Source organism: Limosilactobacillus agrestis, from assembly GCF_014145585.1.
GTDB lineage: Bacteria > Bacillota > Bacilli > Lactobacillales > Lactobacillaceae > Limosilactobacillus > Limosilactobacillus agrestis.
In genome coordinates, this window is record NZ_JACIVF010000053.1 from 54519 (window position 1) to 75616 (window position 21098).

Annotated in this window: 19 protein-coding genes; 18 read left to right on the top strand and 1 reads right to left on the bottom strand. The window is 37.1% G+C overall.

All coding sequences use genetic code 11. The features are described 5' to 3' along the window. The first annotated feature begins 2 nt into the window (after window positions 1-2). From lpdA to holA, 13 genes are all read left to right on the top strand, one after another. The gene (gene lpdA / locus H5R88_RS04715) at window positions 3-1430 is read left to right on the top strand and encodes a dihydrolipoyl dehydrogenase (protein WP_182578220.1); all 1428 of its coding nucleotides are present in this window, start codon (window positions 3-5) and stop codon (window positions 1428-1430) included. 148 nt (window positions 1431-1578) lie between these two features. Further along, complete coding sequence (locus H5R88_RS04720) at window positions 1579-1860, top strand: UPF0223 family protein (RefSeq protein WP_182578221.1); 282 nt, start codon at window positions 1579-1581, stop codon at window positions 1858-1860. A gap of 3 nt (window positions 1861-1863) precedes the next feature. Next, window positions 1864-2637 (top strand): inositol monophosphatase family protein, encoded by a 774-nt coding sequence (locus H5R88_RS04725; protein WP_182600386.1) that lies wholly within the window; start codon window positions 1864-1866, stop codon window positions 2635-2637. Window positions 2638-2743: 106 nt separating this feature from the next. Next, window positions 2744-4588, top strand: coding sequence for a translational GTPase TypA (typA, locus tag H5R88_RS04730; protein WP_182578223.1), 1845 nt, complete (start codon window positions 2744-2746; stop codon window positions 4586-4588). A 91-nt stretch (window positions 4589-4679) separates the two neighbouring features. After that, a complete protein-coding gene (locus tag H5R88_RS04735) occupies window positions 4680-5903 on the top strand; it encodes an FtsW/RodA/SpoVE family cell cycle protein (protein WP_182578224.1) in 1224 nt (407 codons plus the stop codon). Beyond that, complete coding sequence (locus H5R88_RS04740; protein WP_182578225.1) at window positions 5896-6180, top strand: YlbG family protein; 285 nt, start codon at window positions 5896-5898, stop codon at window positions 6178-6180. The genes H5R88_RS04735 and H5R88_RS04740 overlap by 8 nt, the downstream gene beginning before the upstream one ends. Further along, window positions 6177-6740 carry a 16S rRNA (guanine(966)-N(2))-methyltransferase RsmD gene (rsmD, locus tag H5R88_RS04745; protein ID WP_182600387.1) on the top strand — a complete coding sequence of 188 codons (564 nt, stop codon included), beginning with the start codon at window positions 6177-6179 and terminating at the stop codon, window positions 6738-6740. The genes H5R88_RS04740 and rsmD overlap by 4 nt, the downstream gene beginning before the upstream one ends. Further along, a complete protein-coding gene (coaD, locus tag H5R88_RS04750) occupies window positions 6740-7261 on the top strand; it encodes a pantetheine-phosphate adenylyltransferase (protein ID WP_182578227.1) in 522 nt (173 codons plus the stop codon). Before rsmD ends, coaD begins: the two co-directional genes overlap by 1 nt. After that, window positions 7245-8297, top strand: coding sequence for a SepM family pheromone-processing serine protease (locus H5R88_RS04755; RefSeq protein WP_182578228.1), 1053 nt, complete (start codon window positions 7245-7247; stop codon window positions 8295-8297). The genes coaD and H5R88_RS04755 overlap by 17 nt, the downstream gene beginning before the upstream one ends. Window positions 8298-9605: 1308 nt before the next feature. Next, window positions 9606-10238 (top strand): helix-hairpin-helix domain-containing protein, encoded by a 633-nt coding sequence (locus tag H5R88_RS04760; RefSeq protein WP_182578229.1) that lies wholly within the window; start codon window positions 9606-9608, stop codon window positions 10236-10238. A 63-nt stretch (window positions 10239-10301) separates the two neighbouring features. Then, entirely contained in the window at window positions 10302-10787 is a 486-nt protein-coding gene (locus tag H5R88_RS04765) for a ComE operon protein 2 (protein ID WP_182578230.1), read from the top strand. A gap of 165 nt (window positions 10788-10952) precedes the next feature. Further along, on the top strand, window positions 10953-13064 hold the full coding sequence (locus H5R88_RS04770) for a DNA internalization-related competence protein ComEC/Rec2 (protein ID WP_182600446.1): 2112 nt from the start codon (window positions 10953-10955) through the stop codon (window positions 13062-13064). After that, window positions 13034-14071, top strand: a complete 1038-nt coding sequence (gene holA, locus H5R88_RS04775; protein ID WP_182578231.1) for a DNA polymerase III subunit delta — start codon at window positions 13034-13036, stop codon at window positions 14069-14071. Before H5R88_RS04770 ends, holA begins: the two co-directional genes overlap by 31 nt. Before the next feature lie 177 nt (window positions 14072-14248). Here holA and rpsT read toward each other — a convergent pair whose 3' ends face one another. Then, complete coding sequence (rpsT, locus tag H5R88_RS04780; protein WP_003666832.1) at window positions 14249-14503, bottom strand: 30S ribosomal protein S20; 255 nt, start codon at window positions 14501-14503, stop codon at window positions 14249-14251. Between the two features lie 261 nt (window positions 14504-14764). On the opposite strand from rpsT, the gene rpsO reads away from it, so the two are divergent. The 5 genes from rpsO to tig all read left to right on the top strand — a co-directional run bounded on the left by rpsO (window position 14765) and on the right by tig (window position 20929). Further along, a complete protein-coding gene (rpsO, locus tag H5R88_RS04785; RefSeq protein WP_003666833.1) occupies window positions 14765-15034 on the top strand; it encodes a 30S ribosomal protein S15 in 270 nt (89 codons plus the stop codon). 179 nt (window positions 15035-15213) lie between these two features. After that, on the top strand, window positions 15214-16995 hold the full coding sequence (locus tag H5R88_RS04790) for a ribonuclease J (protein ID WP_182578233.1): 1782 nt from the start codon (window positions 15214-15216) through the stop codon (window positions 16993-16995). A 153-nt stretch (window positions 16996-17148) separates the two neighbouring features. Continuing rightward, window positions 17149-18054 carry a hypothetical protein gene (locus H5R88_RS04795; RefSeq protein ID WP_182578234.1) on the top strand — a complete coding sequence of 302 codons (906 nt, stop codon included), beginning with the start codon at window positions 17149-17151 and terminating at the stop codon, window positions 18052-18054. 178 nt (window positions 18055-18232) lie between these two features. Next, window positions 18233-19423 carry an elongation factor Tu gene (gene tuf / locus H5R88_RS04800; RefSeq protein WP_182578235.1) on the top strand — a complete coding sequence of 397 codons (1191 nt, stop codon included), beginning with the start codon at window positions 18233-18235 and terminating at the stop codon, window positions 19421-19423. Window positions 19424-19618: 195 nt separating this feature from the next. Continuing rightward, window positions 19619-20929 carry a trigger factor gene (tig, locus tag H5R88_RS04805; protein WP_182578236.1) on the top strand — a complete coding sequence of 437 codons (1311 nt, stop codon included), beginning with the start codon at window positions 19619-19621 and terminating at the stop codon, window positions 20927-20929. The last annotated feature ends 169 nt before the right edge of the window (window positions 20930-21098 follow it).

Consider the following 21098-nt stretch of genomic DNA (forward strand, 5'->3'; position numbering starts at 1 on the left):
TAATGGCTGATGTTGAACAAAAGGATACAGTAATTGTTGGTGGAGGTCCTGGTGGTTATGTAGCCGCTATTCGAGCTTCAGAATTAGGTCAAAAGGTTACCTTAATTGATAAGGGTGAACCAGGTTTAGGTGGTGTTTGTCTAAATATTGGATGTGTACCATCTAAAGCATTAATTGCTGCTGGCCACCGTTACCAAGAAACTTTAGATTCATCTATTTATGGTATTTCTAAGACTGATGCAAAGCTAGACTTTACTAAGACTCAAGAATGGAAGGACCATAAAGTTGTTGACCGGATGATTCGTGGAGTTAAGATGCTTTTAAAGAAGCATAAAGTTGAAGTTATTGATGGCGAGGCAATTCTCGATAATGACCATCAACTTCGTGTAATTAAGCCCGGTCCAAAGCAATTCATGGATAATGATAATGGTCGGACTATCGCGTGGAAGAACTTGATTCTTGCAACAGGAAGTCATCCAGTAGAAATTCCCCATTTTAAGTTTGAAGGCCGTGTGATTGATTCAACTGGTGGCTTAAACCTCAAGGAAGTACCAGCAGAATTAGTTGTAATTGGTGGTGGCTACATTGGTACAGAATTAGCTGGTGCCTATGCCGATCTTGGTGCTCATGTAACGATTATTGAAGGTACTGATTCAATTCTTGGTGGATTTGACCATGATATGGTTGATATTGTTGTCAAGAATCTTGAAAAGAAGGGCGTGGACATTGTAACTAAGGCAATGGCTAAAGATTCTCAGCAAGATGAAAATAGTGTTACTGTCACTTATGAAGTCGATGGCAGTGAAAAGAGCATTAAAGCAGACTACTGCATGGTATCTGTTGGCCGTAAACCAAATACTGATGATTTTGGGCTTGATATGACAAATGTTAAGTTAAACGACCGTCATCAAGTAATTGTTGATGAACAAGGGCGGACGAATGTACCTGGTATTTGGGCTATTGGAGATATTGTTCCTGGTCCTGCTCTTGCTCACAAGGCATTCTTTGAAGCTAAAACTGCCGCTGGCGCAATTGCTGGTAAAAATACTGCTAACGATTGGGTTGGAGTACCGATGGTTTGCTTTGCTGATCCGGAATTAGCTCAAGTTGGTATGACGGTTGAAGAAGCTAAAGATAAAGGAATTGATGTATCTACTGCTCAATTCCCATTTGCTGGTAATGCTCGTGCCGTTTCTCTTGATGCTGCGGAAGGATTTATTCGCTTAATTTATACTAAAGATAAGAAGAATGTTATTGGTGCTCAAGGTGTTGGTCCTGGTGTTAGTGACCTTGCGGGTGAACTTTCACTGATTGTCAACTGTGGAATGAATGTTGAAGACGTTGCTTTAACAATTCATCCACACCCAACATTGAATGAACCTGTTCAAGAAGCTGCAGACATTGCGCTTGGCTTCCCAACACATATCTAAATTTTGATAAATTAAACTTAGAAAAAGTTCCTAGTGACTCAATTTTGAGTGTACTAAGAACTTTTCTATTTGGATTCTTTTAGGCCTTTTATTCCTAAATTTCTATTTGGATAGTATAATACAAGTAGGAAAAGAATGGAGGGGCAAAATGAATTCACAAAACTATAGTTATCCACTTGATCCGTCATGGACCACCAAAGAGATGGAAACAGTAATTGCCATGTTTAGGGCGGTTGAAGATGCTTATGAAGTCGGAGTTGACCGAGATAAAATTTTAAATTGTTATCGTGATTTTAAGCAGGTCGTTCCTTCAAAAGCTGAAGAGAAACAATTGGGTCGTGAGTTTGAAAAGAATTCTAGTTATGTTCTTTACCGCGTTGTTAAAGCAGCACAAAATTCAGCAGATAAGAGAATTAAGATGGTTGAGTAAAAAATGATTAGTATTGAAGTATTAGATCAAAAAGCACAACAATTAATCCGTCAAGCAGGTCAAAATGCCTACCAGAAAATGGAAAATGATTACCAGATCGATACTAAGACGAATTATACAGATCTTGTAACGACAATTGACCGGGAAAATGAACAATTAATAAATGATCAACTACGAAAAATTGATCCGGATAGTCAAATCTTAAGTGAAGAAGGGTTTGGTGATCAGCAAATAAATAATATGCAAGGCCATGTTTGGATTGTTGATCCAATTGATGGAACAATGAATTTTGTTAAACAACATAATAATTTTGCTGTTATGTTAGCATTATATGTTGATGGTCAACCAGTCCTTGGTTATATTTTGGATGTAATTAATAATCGTCTTTATCATGGGCGAACGGGTGCCGGCGTTTATGTTGACAACCAAAAAATTAGTCAACCAGCTGACTTAGGCTTGCGAGAAAGTCTGTTAGCGATGAATCGGACATTAACTTTAAGCGGGAATCCAGCCTTGAAAAAGATTGCTCAAGACGCAATTGGTTTACGGATGTATGGAAGTGCTGGTATTGAGATGATTGGTGTGATCACTGGTCAATTAGGTGGATATATCTCGAATTTAAAGCCATGGGACCTTGCTGCTGGGCGAATGTTAGCAGAAGAATTAGGCTTAGTTGTGAAATCAATTGACGGTAGTTCTATTAATGTGTTATCATCTAATCTTGTATTAGTAGCAACGAGGCAGGTTAGTCGAGATATTCGACAAATCATCAATTAGTTGTCGAGGCTGTGACCGCGATGTCACAGTTTTTTTATGAAATTGGCTATTGATAGGCCGCTGCTGTTCGACTTAAAAATGATATGACGAAAGGGAGAATCAAGTTTTGAAAACTCGTGACGACATTCGTAACATTGCGATTATTGCCCACGTTGACCACGGTAAAACTACCTTAGTTAACGAAATGTTGAAGCAATCAGATACTTTACCAGAACACTTCTCAATTGAAGATCGTGCGATGGATACTAACGCTATTGAGCGTGAACGTGGTATTACTATTCTTTCAAAAAATACTGCTGTTAAATATGACAATCACCAAATTAACATCTTAGATACACCAGGACACGCGGACTTCGGTGGTGAAGTTGAACGTGTTATGAAGATGGTTGATGGTGTATTGCTTGTTGTGGATGCTTTCGAAGGGACGATGCCTCAAACACGGTTTGTTCTTAAGAAGGCTCTTGAACAACACTTAACACCAATCGTTGTAATTAACAAGGTTGACCGTAAAGGTGCTCGTCCAGAAGAAGTTGTTGATGAAGTTCTTGACCTCTTTATCGAATTGGGTGCAGATGAAGATCAACTCGACTTCCCAGTTGTTTACACTTCAGCAATGAACGGTACTTCAAGTTATGATTCAGATGTTTCTACTCAAGAGCACACAATGAAGCCATTGTTTGACACTATCATCAAGACCATTCCTGCTCCAGTAGATAATGCTGATGAACCACTCCAATTCCAAGTTGCTATTTTGGATTATAATGACTTTGTTGGTCGTATCGGTATTGGTCGTGTCTTCCGTGGTAAGATTAAGGTCGGCGATAATGTTACCTTAATGAAGCTTGATGGCTCAAAGAAGAATTTCCGGGTTACTAAGCTTTTTGGTTTCTTCGGTTTGAAGCGGTTAGAAATTAAAGAAGCTAAAGCTGGTGACTTAATTGCGGTTTCTGGTATGGAAGACATCAACGTTGGTGAAACTGTGACTGATCCAGAACATCCAGAAGCAATCACTCCATTACGGATTGATCCACCTACATTACAAATGACTTTCCGGACTAATGATTCTCCGTTTGCTGGTCGTGAAGGTAAATTTGTTACTGCCCGTCAGCTTGAAGATCGTTTGAAGCGTGAAATGCAAACTGATGTATCCTTAAAGGTTGAAGATACTGATGACCCAGGTGCATGGACTGTTTCTGGTCGTGGTGAATTGCATCTTTCTATCTTGATCGAAACTTTACGGCGTGAGGGATATGAATTGTCTGTATCACGTCCACAAGTTATTTATCGCGAAATTGATGGAGTAATGAGTGAACCATTTGAAGAAGTTCAAATTGATACTCCAGATGAATATACTGGTGCAGTTATTGATAGCCTTTCTAAGCGTAAGGGTGAAATGAAGAACATGGAACCAGGTGAAAACGGACAAACTCGGCTTATTTTCTTGGCACCATCACGTGGCTTGATTGGGTATTCAACTGAATTTATGACTATGACCCGTGGTTACGGAATCATGAGTCATACCTTTGAAAAGTACGCACCAGTTATTAAGAACTGGAATCCTGGACGTCAAAAAGGTACTCTTGTATCAATGAATGCTGGTAAGGCTACTACCTACGCAATGATGGGTATCGAAAGTCGTGGTCAATTATTAATTGATCCAGGTACTGAAGTTTATGAAGGTATGATCGTTGGTGAAAACAGTCGTGAAAATGATATTACTGTTAACATCACCAAGGGTAAGAACTTAACTAACGTTCGTGCTGCCGGTTCTGATGAAATGGCTCACATTAAGACACCTACACACTTCTCCCTTGAAGAATCACTAGAATTCTTAAATGAAGATGAATACTGTGAAGTAACTCCAGAAAACATCCGTTTACGAAAGAAAACCCTTAACACAAATGCTCGTGAAAAGGAAGCTAAGCGTCGTCGTGCTGCTTCACGAAAGTAAATATTTAAAAAGCTTGGGAGGCTAATTGGCTTTCTGAGCTTTTTTTTGTTGTATAATAATGATTGTATTTTGTTTTAGGTAGGTGCACTTTGTGAAGAAAAAGAAATTAAGATTCCGTAAGATTCGTTCTGTATGGAATAACGTCCGCTACCTTGATTATTATCTTTTAGTTCCTTATCTTGCTTTATGCTTAGTAGGAATTGTAATGGTCTATTCAGCGAGTGCTTCCATTGAAATGCAAAATGGTGGGACCCCATTGGGATATTTAATAAAACAAACAATATATGTTGTGATGGGAGTCATGGTAATGACATTTATGGCAAATTATCCTTTACGGCATTATCGAACACCAAGGTTTTTACGCGATTCAACACTAGTGGTAGGGCTTCTCCTTATTATTGTTTTGGTTTTTAGTCGGGCAGTTAATGGAGCTAAGGGTTGGATATCTTTAGGTTTCTTTAATATTCAACCAGTGGAAATTTGTAAGCTATATTTTATCTTATATTTAGCTGATCGAATGGCTAAAATTCGGCAACGTGGCCAACATTTTACCACTGATGCCAAAGGCCCCTGGCTCATAATTGCAGTCTTTCTTGGGTTAATTATGATTCAACCAGATATTGGGGGAATGGCGATTAACGGGGCAATTATTGCAATTATGCTTTTAGCAGCGGACTATAAATGGGGTGTTGGTTTGGGAATAATTCTTGTTTTGCCAGCAGTGGGCTATCTTGGATTGGAACGACTAGTTGAAAGTGGTTTACTCCAAGGTGGTGGATACCAGGTTGCACGTTTTGTTGCCTTTTTAAATCCCTTTGGAAATGCTAGTGGTTCCGGAAGCCAACTGGTTAACTCTTATTATGCAATTAGTAATGGAGGAGTGTTTGGGGTAGGATTAGGAAATAGTATCCAGAAAATGGGTTATTTACCTGAGCCCAATACTGACTTTATTATGTCAATTACTAGTGAGGAATTAGGCTTAGTTGGTGTAACTGCAATTTTGATCACTTTACTCTTTTTGATTTGTCGGATTATTCAAGTGGGTGTTCGTGCAGATAGTTTGTACCAAACACTAATTTGCTATGGTTCCGCAACATTCTTTACGGTTGAAACTCTTTTTAATATCGGTGGGGTTCTCGGCCTCTTGCCGATTACCGGGGTTACCTTCCCCTTTATTAGTTATGGAGGATCAAGTATGTTGATTCTTTCTGCAACGGTGGGAATTATAATGAATATTAGTATGCAACAGAATCGTGATCGTTTGGTAATGGGAAAACCATTTATTCCTGAATCAGGAGGCGTAAAGAATGTTTAACTTAATTCCACGGCGTTCTCTGATAATTTATATTAATAATCATCGTGTGATTCGTTCTCTCCGTCATTACGGCCAGATTGATTATATTTCTCGTCGAATGCATTATGTGGTGATGTATGTGGACCAGAGTGAGGTAGAAAAAATTAAAGAGAAAGTAAGTCGGTTACGTGCAGTAAAGAAAGTTGAATTATCAGCACGGCCTGATTTAGATCCAACGTTAGCTGACCTTGAATTAACGGGGGTCTATCAATTACATGATGAGGATGATAAAAAATGAGAATTGTTGCAGGAGATTTTGGTGGGCGGAAACTTAGTGCTGTTCCAGGAATGGCAACTCGTCCAACGACTGATAAAGTTAAAGAAGCATTGTTTAATATAATTGGTCCCTACTTTAATGGTGGAAACAGTCTCGACTTATTTGCTGGAAGTGGCGGCTTAAGTATTGAGGCTGTCTCGCGTGGAATCAATCAAGCAGTTTTAGTTGACCGTCAATATCAAGCAATCAAAACAATTAAGAAGAATATTGATGTTACAAAACATGTTGAACAATTTAAAGTCTATAAAATGGATGCTCACAAAGCATTGAATTTATTAGCAAAAGACGAAGTGAAATTTAATTTAGTTTTTTTAGATCCGCCATATGCTAAACAGCAAATTGTTAATAATATTGAGCAGATGGTTAAAAATAATTTGTTAGCTAAGAAGGCCATAATTGTGGCAGAAACTGATCAAAATGCAAACTTACCAATAAATTTGGCTGGCTTTAACTTTATTCGACGTCAGGAATATGGAATTACGGTTTTAACAATTTATCAATATGAAGGAGAATCCAAATAATGAAAGTTGCAGTTTTTCCGGGATCATTTGACCCATTAACACTTGGACATTTAGATTTAATTAAACGAGGAAGTGCATTATTTGATCAATTGGCAGTAGCAGTGATGACTAATGAAAGTAAAAATCCGCTGTTTACCGTTGAAGAACGGGTAGCTCAGATTAAAGAAGCTGTTAGTGGGTTAGATAACGTTTCTGTTATTACAACTGAGGGTTTAACTGTTGATCTAATGAATCGGATTGGTGCAGACTACTTAATGCGCGGGTTGCGTAATACTACTGATTTTCAATATGAACGTGATATTGCAGCGATGAATAATTTTTTAGATGATCAGTGTGAAACCGTCTTTTTCCTTGCTAAACCTGAATATCAGCACTTATCTAGTAGTTTATTAAAAGAAGTCACATCAGCGGGGGGAGATATCTCAGCTTATCTTCCCGCTAATATTAATGAAGCACTGAAAAAGCGGTTAATGAAACGAGAAATGTTGCGGGTTAAGAAAGATAATGAAAAAGCAAGATAATGTAATATTAAGACGAATAGGAATTGTTTTAGGACTTGTCCTCTTGTTGGGATGCTTTTTGTTCTGGCCCCTAAATTCCTATATCGAGAGTCCAGGAACTGCGGCTGATTTGCAGTCCTTTGTTAAAATAAAGGGGCATCCAGATCGATATAAAGGTAGTTTTATGTTGACGTCTGTGGCGATTCAGCGTGCTCATCCGGCAACTTATTTATATGCCAAAATGGTGCCCTATATGTCAATTGAAAGCGTTGAGGATGTAACTGGTGGTCAAAATAGTGCGACTTATGACCGTGTTCAGAAATTTTATATGGATAGTTCAATTAATGAAGCGATTGCGGTTGCCTACAATGCTGCTCATCAAAAAGTTACACGACGCTATCTAGGAATTTATGTCTTGCAGGTTCAGCCTAATTCTAAATTTAAACATGATATTCATGTTGGAGACACGATTACCAAAGTAGATGGCCATCACTTTAATACTGCTCAAGGCTTTCAAAAATATATTGGTACTAAAAAATTAGGAACGCCATTAGCGGTTACTTATATTCGGGATGGAAAAACTAAAACTGTAACTCACCCGCTTGTTAGAATTGCTAATACTAATAAGCCTGGAATAGGGATCATTCTTACTAATAATATGCAAGTTAAAACTAAGATTCCCGTAAAAGTTGATGCCGGTCAATATGGTGGTCCATCTGGTGGCTTAATGTTCAGTTTACAAATATATCAACAGATTAGTGGAAAAAATTTGCAGCATGGACGTAAAATCGCCGGAACGGGAACGATAAATTCAGATGGAACAGTTGGAGAAATTGGTGGGATTGATAAAAAAGTAATCGCTGCGCACCGTGCAGGAGCCACGATTTTCTTCGCTCCTTATATAAAGCCAACGAAAGAGATTCTTAAGTATGAAGAAGACCATTTGACTAATTACCAAATGGCTAAAAAGGCAGCTAAAAAATATGCACCGGGGATGAAGGTTGTCCCTGTCACCTCCTTTGATGACGCGGTGAAATATTTACAAACTCATAAGTAAAATAAAACAGCCTAAGATTAGTTCAGGACAAAAATAATTATTGTCCTGGACTTTTTTGTTACTTTGAAGATAGAGCTAAGATCGATCATGCTCCAGGGACTTCGGGTTCGTATCAAAAAATGACCTTCGCTATCTTTGATTTGATATTTTGCTTTTAGGTTACGAGAACCGCAAGTTCGAGTATTTAGGAAATGAAGTGCAAATTTAAGATGGTGGTTAGCTCTATTTCTATAAAGTAAGTCTTCTTATGACCGATATAATTGCTTTGGATGTTTCAATGGGGGGAAAGGTTATAGCGTCTGGTAGCGGGGTAAACAGTGCATAAAAGAATTTCAGCTAGTCCATACTAGGTCAAGCTTTTTCAATTTGCTTGATATGGTTAAGCAAGCACAAACTCCGATTATTTACTTTGAAGCGGCCGGAATTTATTCTCGAGTGATCGAACATTTCTGTGAAACTAATGGTCTCTGCTTTTGCCGTTTTAATCTACTAGAGCTTCATTTAAAATTCGCAAGTCTACGACGAGTTAAGACCGACCAGAAAGATGCTCATCGAATTGTCCTTACTGTCCAAGAAAACTCTTTGCGGCTAACAGTTTCTTGACCAAAGGACTATCTTACTCTTCATGAACTTAGCCGGTTCTACAATCAGTTTAATGCCTTTGGCGAAATTGATATTCGTCGTTACCTATCTGGAATCCATTTAGGTCAAGACCACATTAATAAGCGTGGAACCTCGATTGTCCGTAAGCTCTTATATTTTACTGTAGGTAATGTGGGCTGCCAACAACACGCTAATTCTAGTCATATCGTTGACTATTAAAAGAAAGACGACCTTATCCAAAACTGAATAAGGTCGTCATGGGAGCTTGTATGAATAAAACTCTGAAATGTCTCTTATCTATGATTAAGCACCATGAAAAATACCACTATCGGTATACTCAATGGTCCTTGTGAAGGCATAATCCCCTCACAAATTTAATATACTACTAATTTAATTCTCGATTCTTGAATAAGAACCGGGTTGGTTTAGGATACTCTTCTTTTCTAAATGTTTTTTCTTGACCAATCGTAGGAAGGGAGCGAGACAGAATTCACTTGTGGCTTCGTTATTCGACGTGAAGTTAGCCTCTAGGAACCTCTGTAAACAACAATAGTTCTCTAATGTTCGGTTTTACCGAGCAATGGAGAACTATTGTTGTATAGTACTATTTATCTTTTATGAAAGGAACCTAACTTATATCACAGCACCTTTTTTAGTGCAAAATTGCTTTCTTTACGTATTTATATTTATAGGGAGGTGAGAAGTGTGCAGCAATTGTCAGAACTATGGATAAAATACCGAATGCAAATGCTTATGATAGTGATTGCTGCAGTGGTTGGTGGATATTGGATATTTAATAAAAACAATAACGATGCTTTGATTTCAAATACCAATGCCGTTTTAACAAGTAGTGAAACGGGAAGCAGTTTAACTTCTACCAGTACAATGAAAGAAACTATCGCAATTGATATAAAAGGAGCTGTAAAAAGGCCAGGAGTTTATGAGCTGAAAGCGGATGATCGGGTGAACGAAGCATTGAAAGTCGCAGGTGGGCCCTTACCAAATGCAGACTTACGCCAGGTAAATCTAGCTAAACAATTAACCGATCAGCAAATGATCTATATTCCGTTGCAAGGTGAAAGTTCAGCAGCCCCTAGCAGTACGGAACCATCAGCATCTAATAATGAAAGTGAAAGCGATGGTTCTGCAAAGGTAAATCTAAATACTGCTACAAAAGAACAATTATGTCAAATTACTGGAATTGGCGATAAAAAAGCAGATTTAATATTGCAATACCGTCAGGAACATGGTCAGTTTAAAAGTATTGACGAACTTAAAGAGATAAATGGTTTTGGCGAAAAAACTGTTACTAAACTAAAAGATCATCTATCTATCTAGTTTTTATTTTTTTGATGAAGATATTTGTTATACTATATTTCAATTATAGAGGAGTGAAATAATATGAAACAGAGAATTGATTGGGACCAGTATTTTATGATTCAAGCAGCATTATTAGCGTCGCGGAGCACCTGCAATCGACTATCAGTAGGGGCAGTTTTAGTTCGTGACAAACGGATAATTGCTGGTGGATATAATGGCTCGGTTGCTGGCGATGCGCATTGCATTGATGAAGGATGTTATTTACGTGATGGACATTGTGTGCGAACTATTCATGCAGAAATGAATGCTCTTTTGCAGTGTGCTAAATTTGGCGTTTCTGCTGATAAAGCAAGCCTTTATGTAACGGATTTTCCTTGCCTGCAGTGTACTAAAAGTTTGTTACAGACCGGAATCAGGGAGATAAATTATATTCGTAATTATCACAATGATGATTACGCAATGAAATTAATTAAACTAAAAAATGTTGCGCTTCATCAAATCAAATTAGATAGTAATATTTTAGAAGAGGTCGATCTGGATCAATATATTAACCCAGATCAAAAATAGATTATTCAACACTTTTGGTTTTTCCCGACGATAATTGCCAGTTTAGTAGCAGTTAGTTTCTTTGGACCACATTGGGTAATTTTGCTATTGATTGCCTTATTTTATCGAATTGCGATATTAAAAAGACCAATAGTACTTGAAATTGGAATATTAACTTGTTTATTGATGATGGTTTGGTGTTACAGTTTACAAAAAAATTGGACAACTATTACGGCAAATAGACAAATGGAAGTTACCAAAAGAATATTAGTTTACCCCGATGAATTAAAATTTAATGGAAATTTTATGACGGGTATGGTAACTGATGTTCAAACAGGACAACGGGAAGTTGTAATAATGTCGTTTAAGTCACCACAGATGCTTAAAAAGATTGATAAGCTTACCACACCATCGATATGGCTTATTAACGGTCAATTAAAACCGCTGATTCCTCATACAAACGAAAATCAATTTGATAATTTAACTTATAATCATCATCGAAGAATTTGTAATCAAGTCCAAATTACTCAAATAGAACAAGTAAATGAGCAAAAGCAGGGAATAATCGGCTGGTGTCATACATTAAGAAAACGACTCAGCCTTTATTTTGAAACCTTACCTTACCCTCTTAGTACGTATTGTCACCAATTAATAATTGGTAGTAGTAATGAAGATTCAGCTGGATTAATGGTAAGTGTTAAAAGGCTTGGTCTGTTACACCTTTTTTGTATTTCAGGAATGCATATCGTCCTTTTTACTGATTTATTCCGGCGACTTTTAGCTCATTTATGGTGGCGTAAAGAATCAATTGATATATTTTTAATTATTATTTTACCATTTTATCTGCTCGTTGGCGGTGGAGCAACAAGCTTGGTCAGAGCAGTCATTATGGCTGAACTTGGTCTTCTTCATCGGTATTTAAATTTAGACCGTCTTGATGGGTGGGCGCTAAGTTTATTGATTGGACTAGTCCTTGATCCATTATTATTACTTACATTAGGTGGGCAATTAAGCTATTTACTTTCTTTTGTTCTTCAAGTTCTTCCGGAATCAGTACGTGGGTTTAAGCAGTCTTTATTATTAAATTTAATTAGTTTACCTTCGTTATTGAGTTATGTATATGAGGTTCATCTGTTGAGCTTTGGAGTTAGCTATTTAATAATTCCATTATTTTCTACAGTTATTTTCCCGGCAGTCTTAGTTGGAGCACTTAGTTTTAGTTTTTTTGAACCACTCGCATATTTAATTAATGCTGGTTTAAGATGTTTTCAGTATATTTTAAATTGGCTAGCTGATTTTCCGGGAATGATTCATTTTGGGAAGCCGCCGCTAATTTTGGCGCTTTTATTATTTTTCGCGTCCTTATTTGTTATTTCTCAAGATGCATCCTTAAAATCATGGAAAATACTAGCTTTGTTGTATGTAATTACCGGTGGAATAATTCATTTTCCGCTTAATGGGGAGGTTACTTTTATTGATATTGGACAAGGAGATTCAATTCTTATTAGAGAACCCTTTAATCACCGAGTAACAATGATTGATACAGGAGGTAAATTAAGTTTTAAAAAGCCAAATTGGGCAACTGCAAGGCATTCTCAAGATGATGCTCAGCGAATAACCATTAATTATTTGAAGAGTAAGGGGATAAGTCAAATTGACACTATTTGTTTAACCCATCACGATGCAGATCATATTGGCTATTTAACAACAATTTTAGAGAATATAGCGGTGAAAAGAGTGATTGTACCAGCGGGAATGGAAAAACAACCAGCGCTTCTTAATAAAGTAAGGAATGTTACGAATACAACCCCAATAATAATTCCAGTAACTGATAGTGTTAAGTTATCATCATTTCCGTTACAAATCTTGCATCCTTTCTTTCCTGGAGAAGGAAAAAATGAGGATTCCTTAGTGCTAACCGGGAAATTTGGCGGGAAAAAATTTCTTTTTACTGGGGATTTGGACCAGCAAAATGAGGAAAAGGTTATTCAAAAGTATCCACAACTAAAAATAGATATCCTAAAAGCTGGTCACCATGGTAGTAAAACTGCTAGTAGTTATTCATTTTTACAGACAATTACTCCTAAGTATGCGATAATTTCAGCTGGACGATTTAATAGATATCATCATCCCGATGAAATAACAATAAAAAACTTTCAGAAATTAAATATTAATTACTTATCAACGCAGCAATTTGGAATGATACAATATGTATACTATGGCCATAATGGAAAAATAAAAACTACATTGAGGGGAGATGAAACGAGTTGGACATTGCCCAATTATCTACACAATTAAAAACTAAAGCCCCAGCAATGGTATATTTAATTTTGGGAAAACAACAGGTTCTCCAACAACAGGCGCTTGATGCTTTTACAAAACTTATTCCAGAAAATGAACAGGTGATGAATGTTGGTCGATATGATATGGAGGTTACACCATTGGCAGTTGCTTTGGATGATGCAATGGCGACTCCATTTTTTGGTGAACGCCGATTAGTTATCGTCAATAAACCGTTCTTTTTAACCGGTGAAAAAAAACATTCAAAGATTGAACATGATCTCGACAGCCTAAAAAAGTATCTTGAACATCCGGAACCTTCTACAATTTTAGTCTTTGCAGCTCCCTATGAAAAACTTGATGGACGAAAAGGGATTGTAAAGCAATTAAAAAAGACAGCAGTGTTAGTAGACACTAGCCCTCTTAATGAACAAGCAGCTCGTCAAAGAGTAAAAAAGCAATTGTCGACTGCTGGCTTTGAGATATCAGAAGCGGCCTTGGATGAGTTAGTCCAACGAACTAATGCAGATTATGGGATGATGGATGCAAGCTTAACTAAATTAAAAATTTTATCTTATTATGAAAAAAAGATTGATCAAAACATGGTAGCCGCTTTAGTTCCCCAATCACTAGATGAAAATATTTTTGATTTAGTCACTGCAGTCCTTAAACATAATCAAATAAAGGCCTTAGATCTTTATCAACAGCTATTAGCAGGACAACAACCACCATTAAGAATTAATGCGGTGCTAGTAGGACAGTTTCGTCTGTTGATTCAAATAAAGGTATTGAGCAAACGTGGCCTTACACAAGGGAGCCTAGCAAGTCAGCTTAATGTTCATCCTTATCGAATTAAATTGGGATTAAAAACTGTACGTAATTTTTCAATGCAATCTTTAGAGAATGCCTACTTGGGATTGATTCACATTGAACAGTCGTTAAAAACAACACAACGTGATCCATCGCTCCTGTTCCAGCTATTCATGTTGCAATATTCTCAACAGAGTAAAAAGACTGGGGCATGAGATGCAAAAAGGAGGCGGGTAATTAAAACTCGACCTCCTCATTATTTTAAAATTATTAATTTGATAGCAGAATAGGCGGCTAGCAATAGAGAGTGGGGGAAACATTTATCTTTTCCATTCTGCTCTCGTTACGCTAAGTAATAAAAAAAGCAACTAACTTAATAGTTGCTTTTTTTATTACTTAGCGTAACGTGCTGAAAGACGTGACTTGTCACGTGCAGCCTTGTTAGCTTTGATAAGACCCTTAGAGTGGGCACGGTCAATTGCTGAGATAGCAGCCTTGTATAAGTCATCAAGGTTATCTGCGCCAGCAAGCTTTGCCTTATCGAACTTCTTAATAGCAGTCCGCATTTGGCTTAATTGTGAAGCATTACGTGCTTCAGCTTTTTCACTAGTCCGAACACGTTCAATTGCTGATTTGATAATTGGCATGAGTTTCACCTCCGTTACCCGAATTTCAGTTGACCAGAATTTTCAACATTTGTCATTATACAAAAGACTAGCGAGCAATGCAATAGCTAACGTCAATCAAGTCAAAATTTCACAGAAATAGTTGCAACATTGATAAATTTTATGTATATTTATATAGGTTACTTTAAGCAAGTAATTAATTGCCTCTTCTCAGTTTAACGATCCTCACCGACGTTATACTTAGATCTTAGGCGCATTAATATTGAAAGGTGGGAAAATAGCATGGCTATTTCAAAAGAACGTAAAGATCAAATTATTAAGGAATTTGCAACTCACGAAGGGGACACTGGTTCTACTCAAGTTCAAGTTGCCGTTTTAACTGCTGACATCAACGAATTGAATGATCACCTTCGTACACACAAGCATGATTACCACTCACAACGCGGTTTAATGAAGAAGATTGGTCACCGTCGTAACTTATTGGCTTACTTACGTCGGACTGACTTACCTGCTTACCGTGAACTTATCCAAAAGTTAGGTTTACGTCGATAATATTACATTATCAAAGCACTTTGCCTTTTGCTGGGGCAAGGTGTTTTTTTGTTTTTGCTCCATTATTTTCATTGATTGTGGTAAGATATTTATAGCTATAATGAACGATATAAAATTCTTATCGTTACACATTGTAATTGATAAGAGGTTCAAAACTAAATATTAAAGGAGCCAAATCAATGGATAATAATATTAAAATTATTCCTTTTGGTGGTGTACGTGAGAATGGAAAAAACATGTATGCCGTAGAGATTGAAGACCAAATTTTCATTTTGGATACAGGATTAAAGTATCCAGAAAATGAATTAATGGGAATTGATGTTGTCATTCCTGACTGGGAATATCTTCGTGAACATAAAGATAAAATAGTTGGGGTATTCTTAACACATGGACATGCAGATTCAATTGGCGCATTGCCATATTTCTTAATGGATTTTAATGTTCCAGTATTTGGAAGCGAGATGACAATTGCCTTAGCAAAGCTGGCGGTTAAAAACCATAAGGAAGTTAAGAAGTTTAATGATTTTCATGTTGTTGATGCTTCAACAGCAATTGATTTTAATGATGTTACGGTTTCATTCTTTCAGACGACTCATACTATTCCTGAAACTTTAGGGGTTGTTTTAGAAACCAAAGCAGGGAACATTGTTTATACTGGTGATTTTAAATTCGATCAGACAGCTAAAAAAGGTTATCAAACAGACCTTGCTCGTTTAGCAGAGATTGGATCACAAGGTGTATTAGCACTTTTGAGTGATTCTGCTGGTGCCGGAATTACGGGTGCATCTGCTCGTGAGCAAGATATTGGAGAATATATTAAAGAAACCTTTAAATATCAAAATGGACGAATTATTGTTGCTAGTGTTGCTTCAAATATTATGCGTGTACAGCAAATTATTAATGCTGCTGTTGCTGTTGGACGGAAGATTGTTTTATCTGGTAAAGATATTGAACAGATTATTGATACAGCAATGTCTTTAGGGAAGCTACACTTACCAGACGACTTGTTTATTAGTCGTAAGGAAGCAGAAAAGCTTGAACCAAAACAAGTTGTTATTTTGGAAACTGGTAAAATGGGTGAACCGATTAAGTCATTACAGCAAATTGCAAATGGTGATAATCCTAATTTACAGTTAACAGGTACCGATCTCGTCTTTGTTACTACTACTCCTTCCTATGCTCAGGAGACCGAGGTACAAAAGACAAAGGATATGATTTATCGTACGGGAGCAGAGGTTAAGTTTATTTCTGATGATTTGAATCCTTCTGGACATGCTAATCAAAATGATGAACAGTTAATGTTGAATTTCATGAAGCCAAAGTTCTTCATCCCAATTCAAGGTGAATTTCGTCTATTAGATCGTCATGCAGAATTAGCAGAAGAAGTAGGGATTCCAAAAGAAAATATCTTCCTCGTTAATAAAGGCGATATCCTGACTTACAAAAATGATAAGTTCTATGTTGGTGAACATATTGATGTAAGTAATACCATGATTGACGGTACGGGTGTCGGTGATATTGGTAATATTGTTTTACGTGATCGGCGTGTATTGTCAGAAGATGGAATTTTTGTTGTAGTAGCAACTATTGATCGAAAAAAGAAAAAGATTGTTGCTCGGCCACAAATTACGTCACGGGGATTTGTGTTTGTAAAGACTAATCGTCAACTAATGCAGCAGAGTGCTGATTTAGTTGAAAAGATTGTTCAAGAAAATCTTGATCAAAAAGAATTTGATTGGAGCCACCTGAAACAGGATGTTCGTGACAAATTAAACCGGTTCTTGTTTGACCAAACTAAACGACACCCAGTTATTTTGCCAGTTATTATGGAAGTCAACCAGCACGCAAAGAAGGCTAAAAATAGTACTGAAAAAAAGGAAGATAAATCTACAAAATCACGATCAACTAAAGAACATCACCGTGGTCGTGGAAAAAAACGGATGGCAAAAGAGAAAAAGTAATTATTTAACATGAACTGAGTGAAGGGAGGCTGGAAGAAAGCAAAAGTTTTCTCCCAACCTCTATTTTTAATGAATAGTTGCAATTTGACGTGGAATTGACTTGGTATCGCTGTAAAGAATGTAAGTATGAATGAAATATAAAGGGTGATAAAAATGAATGAAACCCAACAAGATCAGTACCTTCAGGCTCAAAAATTAATTGCTGAAGAAAAATGGCAAGAAGCTAGTGATATTCTAGAAGATCTTATAAGCGATGTTGATGATTCAGAAATTGGTCGATTAACGATCATTGCTTTGTATCATTCTCAACAATATATACGGGCCTGCACCTACTTGTTTGAATATTTAGAAGTAATGTTTGATAGCTTTTCGGATGCCCAGATTGCCATTACTATTTTATGTCAAAACGAATTATTTGTTCTAGCAAGAGAGGTAATTAGTAGCCTTTCTCAATGGCAAGAAGACTTGCTACCAATTGTTGTAAGGGGGGAAGAAAAATCTCGTCTGGATTATCAAGAGACTTTGCAAACACGTTTACGAGACTTTTATCATTTAGGCGATTATTCTCTTCAAGAGCAACAAAGTAGGTTACAGGCAGCTTTTAAGCTTCCGTTAAATGAATTTGTTACAGGTGCTAAATTTTTACTTCGCGATCCATACACTCATCCACTAGTGAAATCTAGTTTAGTTGAGTTGCTTAGTAAGTTACAAGTTACAGATCCAGTCACCATTTATTGGTTAGATAAGAATGAATATACAATTGTTCCGGCTGATATCGAGCCATTGAATTTATTACCAATAGTTAGTGAAGGGAAAAAATTAATTGCAGAAAAATGTGGAAATCAAAATCCACAAACAGAAAAAATGGCAATACAAGAATTTCAATTACAGGCAATGTTTTTGTACCCACGAGTTAATCAAATCATTAAAGATATTGATGAATGGACAGATGTTTTAATTGCTAGAATTGAAGGGAAAAAAGTTGTAACAGATACGTTTTCTAGCACATGGCAGGAGCGACTAAGTAAGGAGATTGATGAATTAATAGAAAAACATTAGTCAAATACATTTACAAATGAACAGATAGTTGATATTATATTTAAGAATTCTTCTTCAGAGCCTAAGATTAAAGCTTTCAATTGGCGAAAAGAAGTTGTACAATATGTATAAGGGTATGTCAGTCATCAAGCTAGATGGCCTGGCATTATACTTGTAAATTATCAGGAGGTTTTCATTAATGGCTGAAAAAGAACATTATGAACGTACAAAACCCCACGTTAACATTGGTACTATTGGCCACGTTGACCACGGGAAGACTACTTTAACTGCTGCTATTACAAAGGTATTGGCAGCCAAAGGTTTAGCAAAGGCGGAAGATTACGCTGATATCGATGCTGCTCCAGAAGAAAAGGAACGTGGTATCACTATCAACACTGCCCACGTTGAATACGAAACTGAAAAGCGTCACTATGCACACATCGATGCTCCTGGACACGCTGACTACGTTAAGAACATGATTACTGGTGCTGCACAAATGGATGGTGCTATCCTTGTTGTTGCTGCTACTGATGGTCCTATGCCACAAACTCGTGAACATATTCTTCTTGCTCGTCAGGTTGGTGTTCAATACATCGTTGTCTTCTTAAACAAGACTGACTTAGTTGACGATGACGAATTAGTTGACTTAGTTGAAATGGAAGTTCGTGACTTGCTTAGTGAATACGATTTCCCTGGTGATGATATTCCAGTTGTTCGTGGTTCCGCTCTTAAGGCACTCGAAGGTGACCCAGAACAAGAAAAAGTTATCCTTCACTTAATGGATGTTGTTGATGATTACATTCCAACTCCAAAGCGTCCTACTGACAAGCCATTCATGATGCCTGTCGAAGACGTATTTACTATCACTGGTCGTGGTACTGTTGCTTCTGGTCGTATTGATCGTGGTACTGTTAAAGTCGGTGACGAAGTTGAAATCGTTGGTTTAACTGATGACGTTCTTAAGTCAACTGTTACTGGTTTGGAAATGTTCCACAAGACTCTTGATCTTGGTGAAGCTGGGGATAACGTTGGTGTACTTCTTCGTGGTATTTCACACGACCAAATCCAACGTGGTCAAGTTTTGGCTGAACCAGGTTCAATCCAAACTCACAAGAACTTCAAGGGTGAAGTTTATGTTATGACCAAGGAAGAAGGGGGACGTCATACTCCATTCTTCTCAAATTATCGTCCACAATTCTACTTCCACACAACTGATGTTACTGGTACTATCGAATTACCAGATGGTGTAGAAATGGTTATGCCTGGTGATAACGTTACATTCACTGTTAACTTACAAAAGCCAGTTGCTCTTGAAAAGGGTCTTAAGTTCACTATTCGTGAAGGTGGACACACTGTTGGTGCCGGTGTTGTATCCGACATTTTAGACTAATTTTTGAGTACAAATGTGCTAAAAGACTTGGGGGAACCCAAGTCTTTTTTCTTTTGTAAAAAGATTTGAAAATAACTTAGGGATCAGCCGGCAATAAGTTGCAATTACTGGTCTCCTACGGTAAACTAATATAGTATGTAAAGACTAATTATAAATATTAATTAGTCAAATTGATTTGTTATTGGAGGAAATAAAATGTCAGCAAAATGGGAACGCGATAGCGATGCCAGCAAAGGTACATTGACATTTGAAATTGATGTCGACACTATTAACAAGGGAATTGACGAAGCTTTCGTTGAGACTCGTAAAAAGATCACAGTTCCGGGATTCCGGAAAGGTCGTGTCCCTCGTCAAATCTTTAACCAAATGTATGGTGAAGAATCATTATATCAAGATGCCCTAAACAAGGTTTTACCGGATGCATATAATGAAGCAGTAAAAGAAACTGATATTCAACCTGTAGATCAACCTAAGATTGATATTAAGAGTATGGAAAAGGGCCAACCATGGGTATTGACTGCTGAAGTTGATGTTATGCCAGAAGTTAAATTAGGTGAATACAAGGGTATGGAAGTTCCTGCTCAAGATACCACTGTTACTGATGCTGATGTTGATGATGCACTTGAAACTAAGCGTCAACAACAAGCTGAACTTGTATTAAAAGAAGGTAAGCCAGCCGAAAAGGGTGACACTGTTGTTATTGATTACAAGGGTAGCGTTGATGGTGAAGAATTTGATGGTGGTTCAGCTGAAAATTACTCACTTGAATTAGGTTCAGGATCTTTCATTCCAGGTTTCGAAGATCAATTAATCGGTCACAATGCTGATGAAGATGTTGATGTAAATGTTACCTTCCCAGAAGATTACCATGCTAAGAATCTTGCTGGTAAAGATGCTCTATTCAAGGTTAAGATTCACGAAATCAAGGAAAAGCAATTACCAGAACTTGATGACGACTTTGCTAAGGATGTTGATGAAGACGTTGATACTTTAGCTGAATTAAAGGAAAAGACTAAGAAGCAACTTCAAGAAGAAAAGGATAATCAAGCTAAGGCTGCTATTGAAGATGCTGCTATTAACAAGGCAGTTGCCAATGCTGAAATCCAAGATATTCCACAAGCAATGTTGGATGATGACACTAACCGTCAAATGCAACAATACTTAGCAGGAATGCAACAACAAGGTATCAGTCCTCAAATGTACTTCCAAATTACTGGTACAAAGGAAGAAGATTTGAAGAAGCAATTTGCTAACGATGCTGCTCAACGTGTAAAGACTAACCTTGTCTTAGAAGCAATTGTTGACGATGCTAACTTAGATGCTACTGATGAAGAAATCACTAAAGAAATTTCTGACCTTGCAAAGCAATACGGTATGGAAGAAGATGCTGTAAAGAAAGCATTATCTAAAGATATGTTAATGCATGATATTAAGATCCGTAAGGCTGTTGACTTAGTTGCTGATTCAGCAAAGCAAGTTAAGGATGACAAAAAGTCTGACAAGTAATTTGTTAAATAATTACTAATCAATGAGGCTGGGAGAAAACAGTAGTTTTCTTCCAGCCTCGCTATTTTAATCGAACACTAGTAAGAGAAAATAGTAGATAATTTACTGAGTAATTTATTCGAAATTAAACAGTAATTTTGTTACTATATTTTAATAAGTCTTAGAGGAG

Bases quoted from the DNA above. Each gene is read 5' to 3' on its own strand.
- lpdA (WP_182578220.1), top strand. From the start codon at position 3: ATGGCTGATGTTGAACAAAAGGATACAGTAATTGTTGGTGGAGGTCCT.
- H5R88_RS04720 (WP_182578221.1), top strand. From the start codon at position 1,579: ATGAATTCACAAAACTATAGTTATCCACTTGATCCGTCATGGACCACC.
- H5R88_RS04725 (WP_182600386.1), top strand. From the start codon at position 1,864: ATGATTAGTATTGAAGTATTAGATCAAAAAGCACAACAATTAATCCGT.
- H5R88_RS04740 (WP_182578225.1), top strand. From the start codon at position 5,896: ATGTTTAACTTAATTCCACGGCGTTCTCTGATAATTTATATTAATAAT.
- rsmD (WP_182600387.1), top strand. From the start codon at position 6,177: ATGAGAATTGTTGCAGGAGATTTTGGTGGGCGGAAACTTAGTGCTGTT.
- coaD (WP_182578227.1), top strand. From the start codon at position 6,740: ATGAAAGTTGCAGTTTTTCCGGGATCATTTGACCCATTAACACTTGGA.
- H5R88_RS04755 (WP_182578228.1), top strand. From the start codon at position 7,245: ATGAAAAAGCAAGATAATGTAATATTAAGACGAATAGGAATTGTTTTA.
- H5R88_RS04765 (WP_182578230.1), top strand. From the start codon at position 10,302: ATGAAACAGAGAATTGATTGGGACCAGTATTTTATGATTCAAGCAGCA.
- H5R88_RS04770 (WP_182600446.1), top strand. From the start codon at position 10,953: ATGATGGTTTGGTGTTACAGTTTACAAAAAAATTGGACAACTATTACG.
- rpsT (WP_003666832.1), bottom strand. From the start codon at position 14,503: ATGCCAATTATCAAATCAGCAATTGAACGTGTTCGGACTAGTGAAAAA.
- rpsO (WP_003666833.1), top strand. From the start codon at position 14,765: ATGGCTATTTCAAAAGAACGTAAAGATCAAATTATTAAGGAATTTGCA.
- H5R88_RS04790 (WP_182578233.1), top strand. From the start codon at position 15,214: ATGGATAATAATATTAAAATTATTCCTTTTGGTGGTGTACGTGAGAAT.
- H5R88_RS04795 (WP_182578234.1), top strand. From the start codon at position 17,149: ATGAATGAAACCCAACAAGATCAGTACCTTCAGGCTCAAAAATTAATT.
- tuf (WP_182578235.1), top strand. From the start codon at position 18,233: ATGGCTGAAAAAGAACATTATGAACGTACAAAACCCCACGTTAACATT.
- tig (WP_182578236.1), top strand. From the start codon at position 19,619: ATGTCAGCAAAATGGGAACGCGATAGCGATGCCAGCAAAGGTACATTG.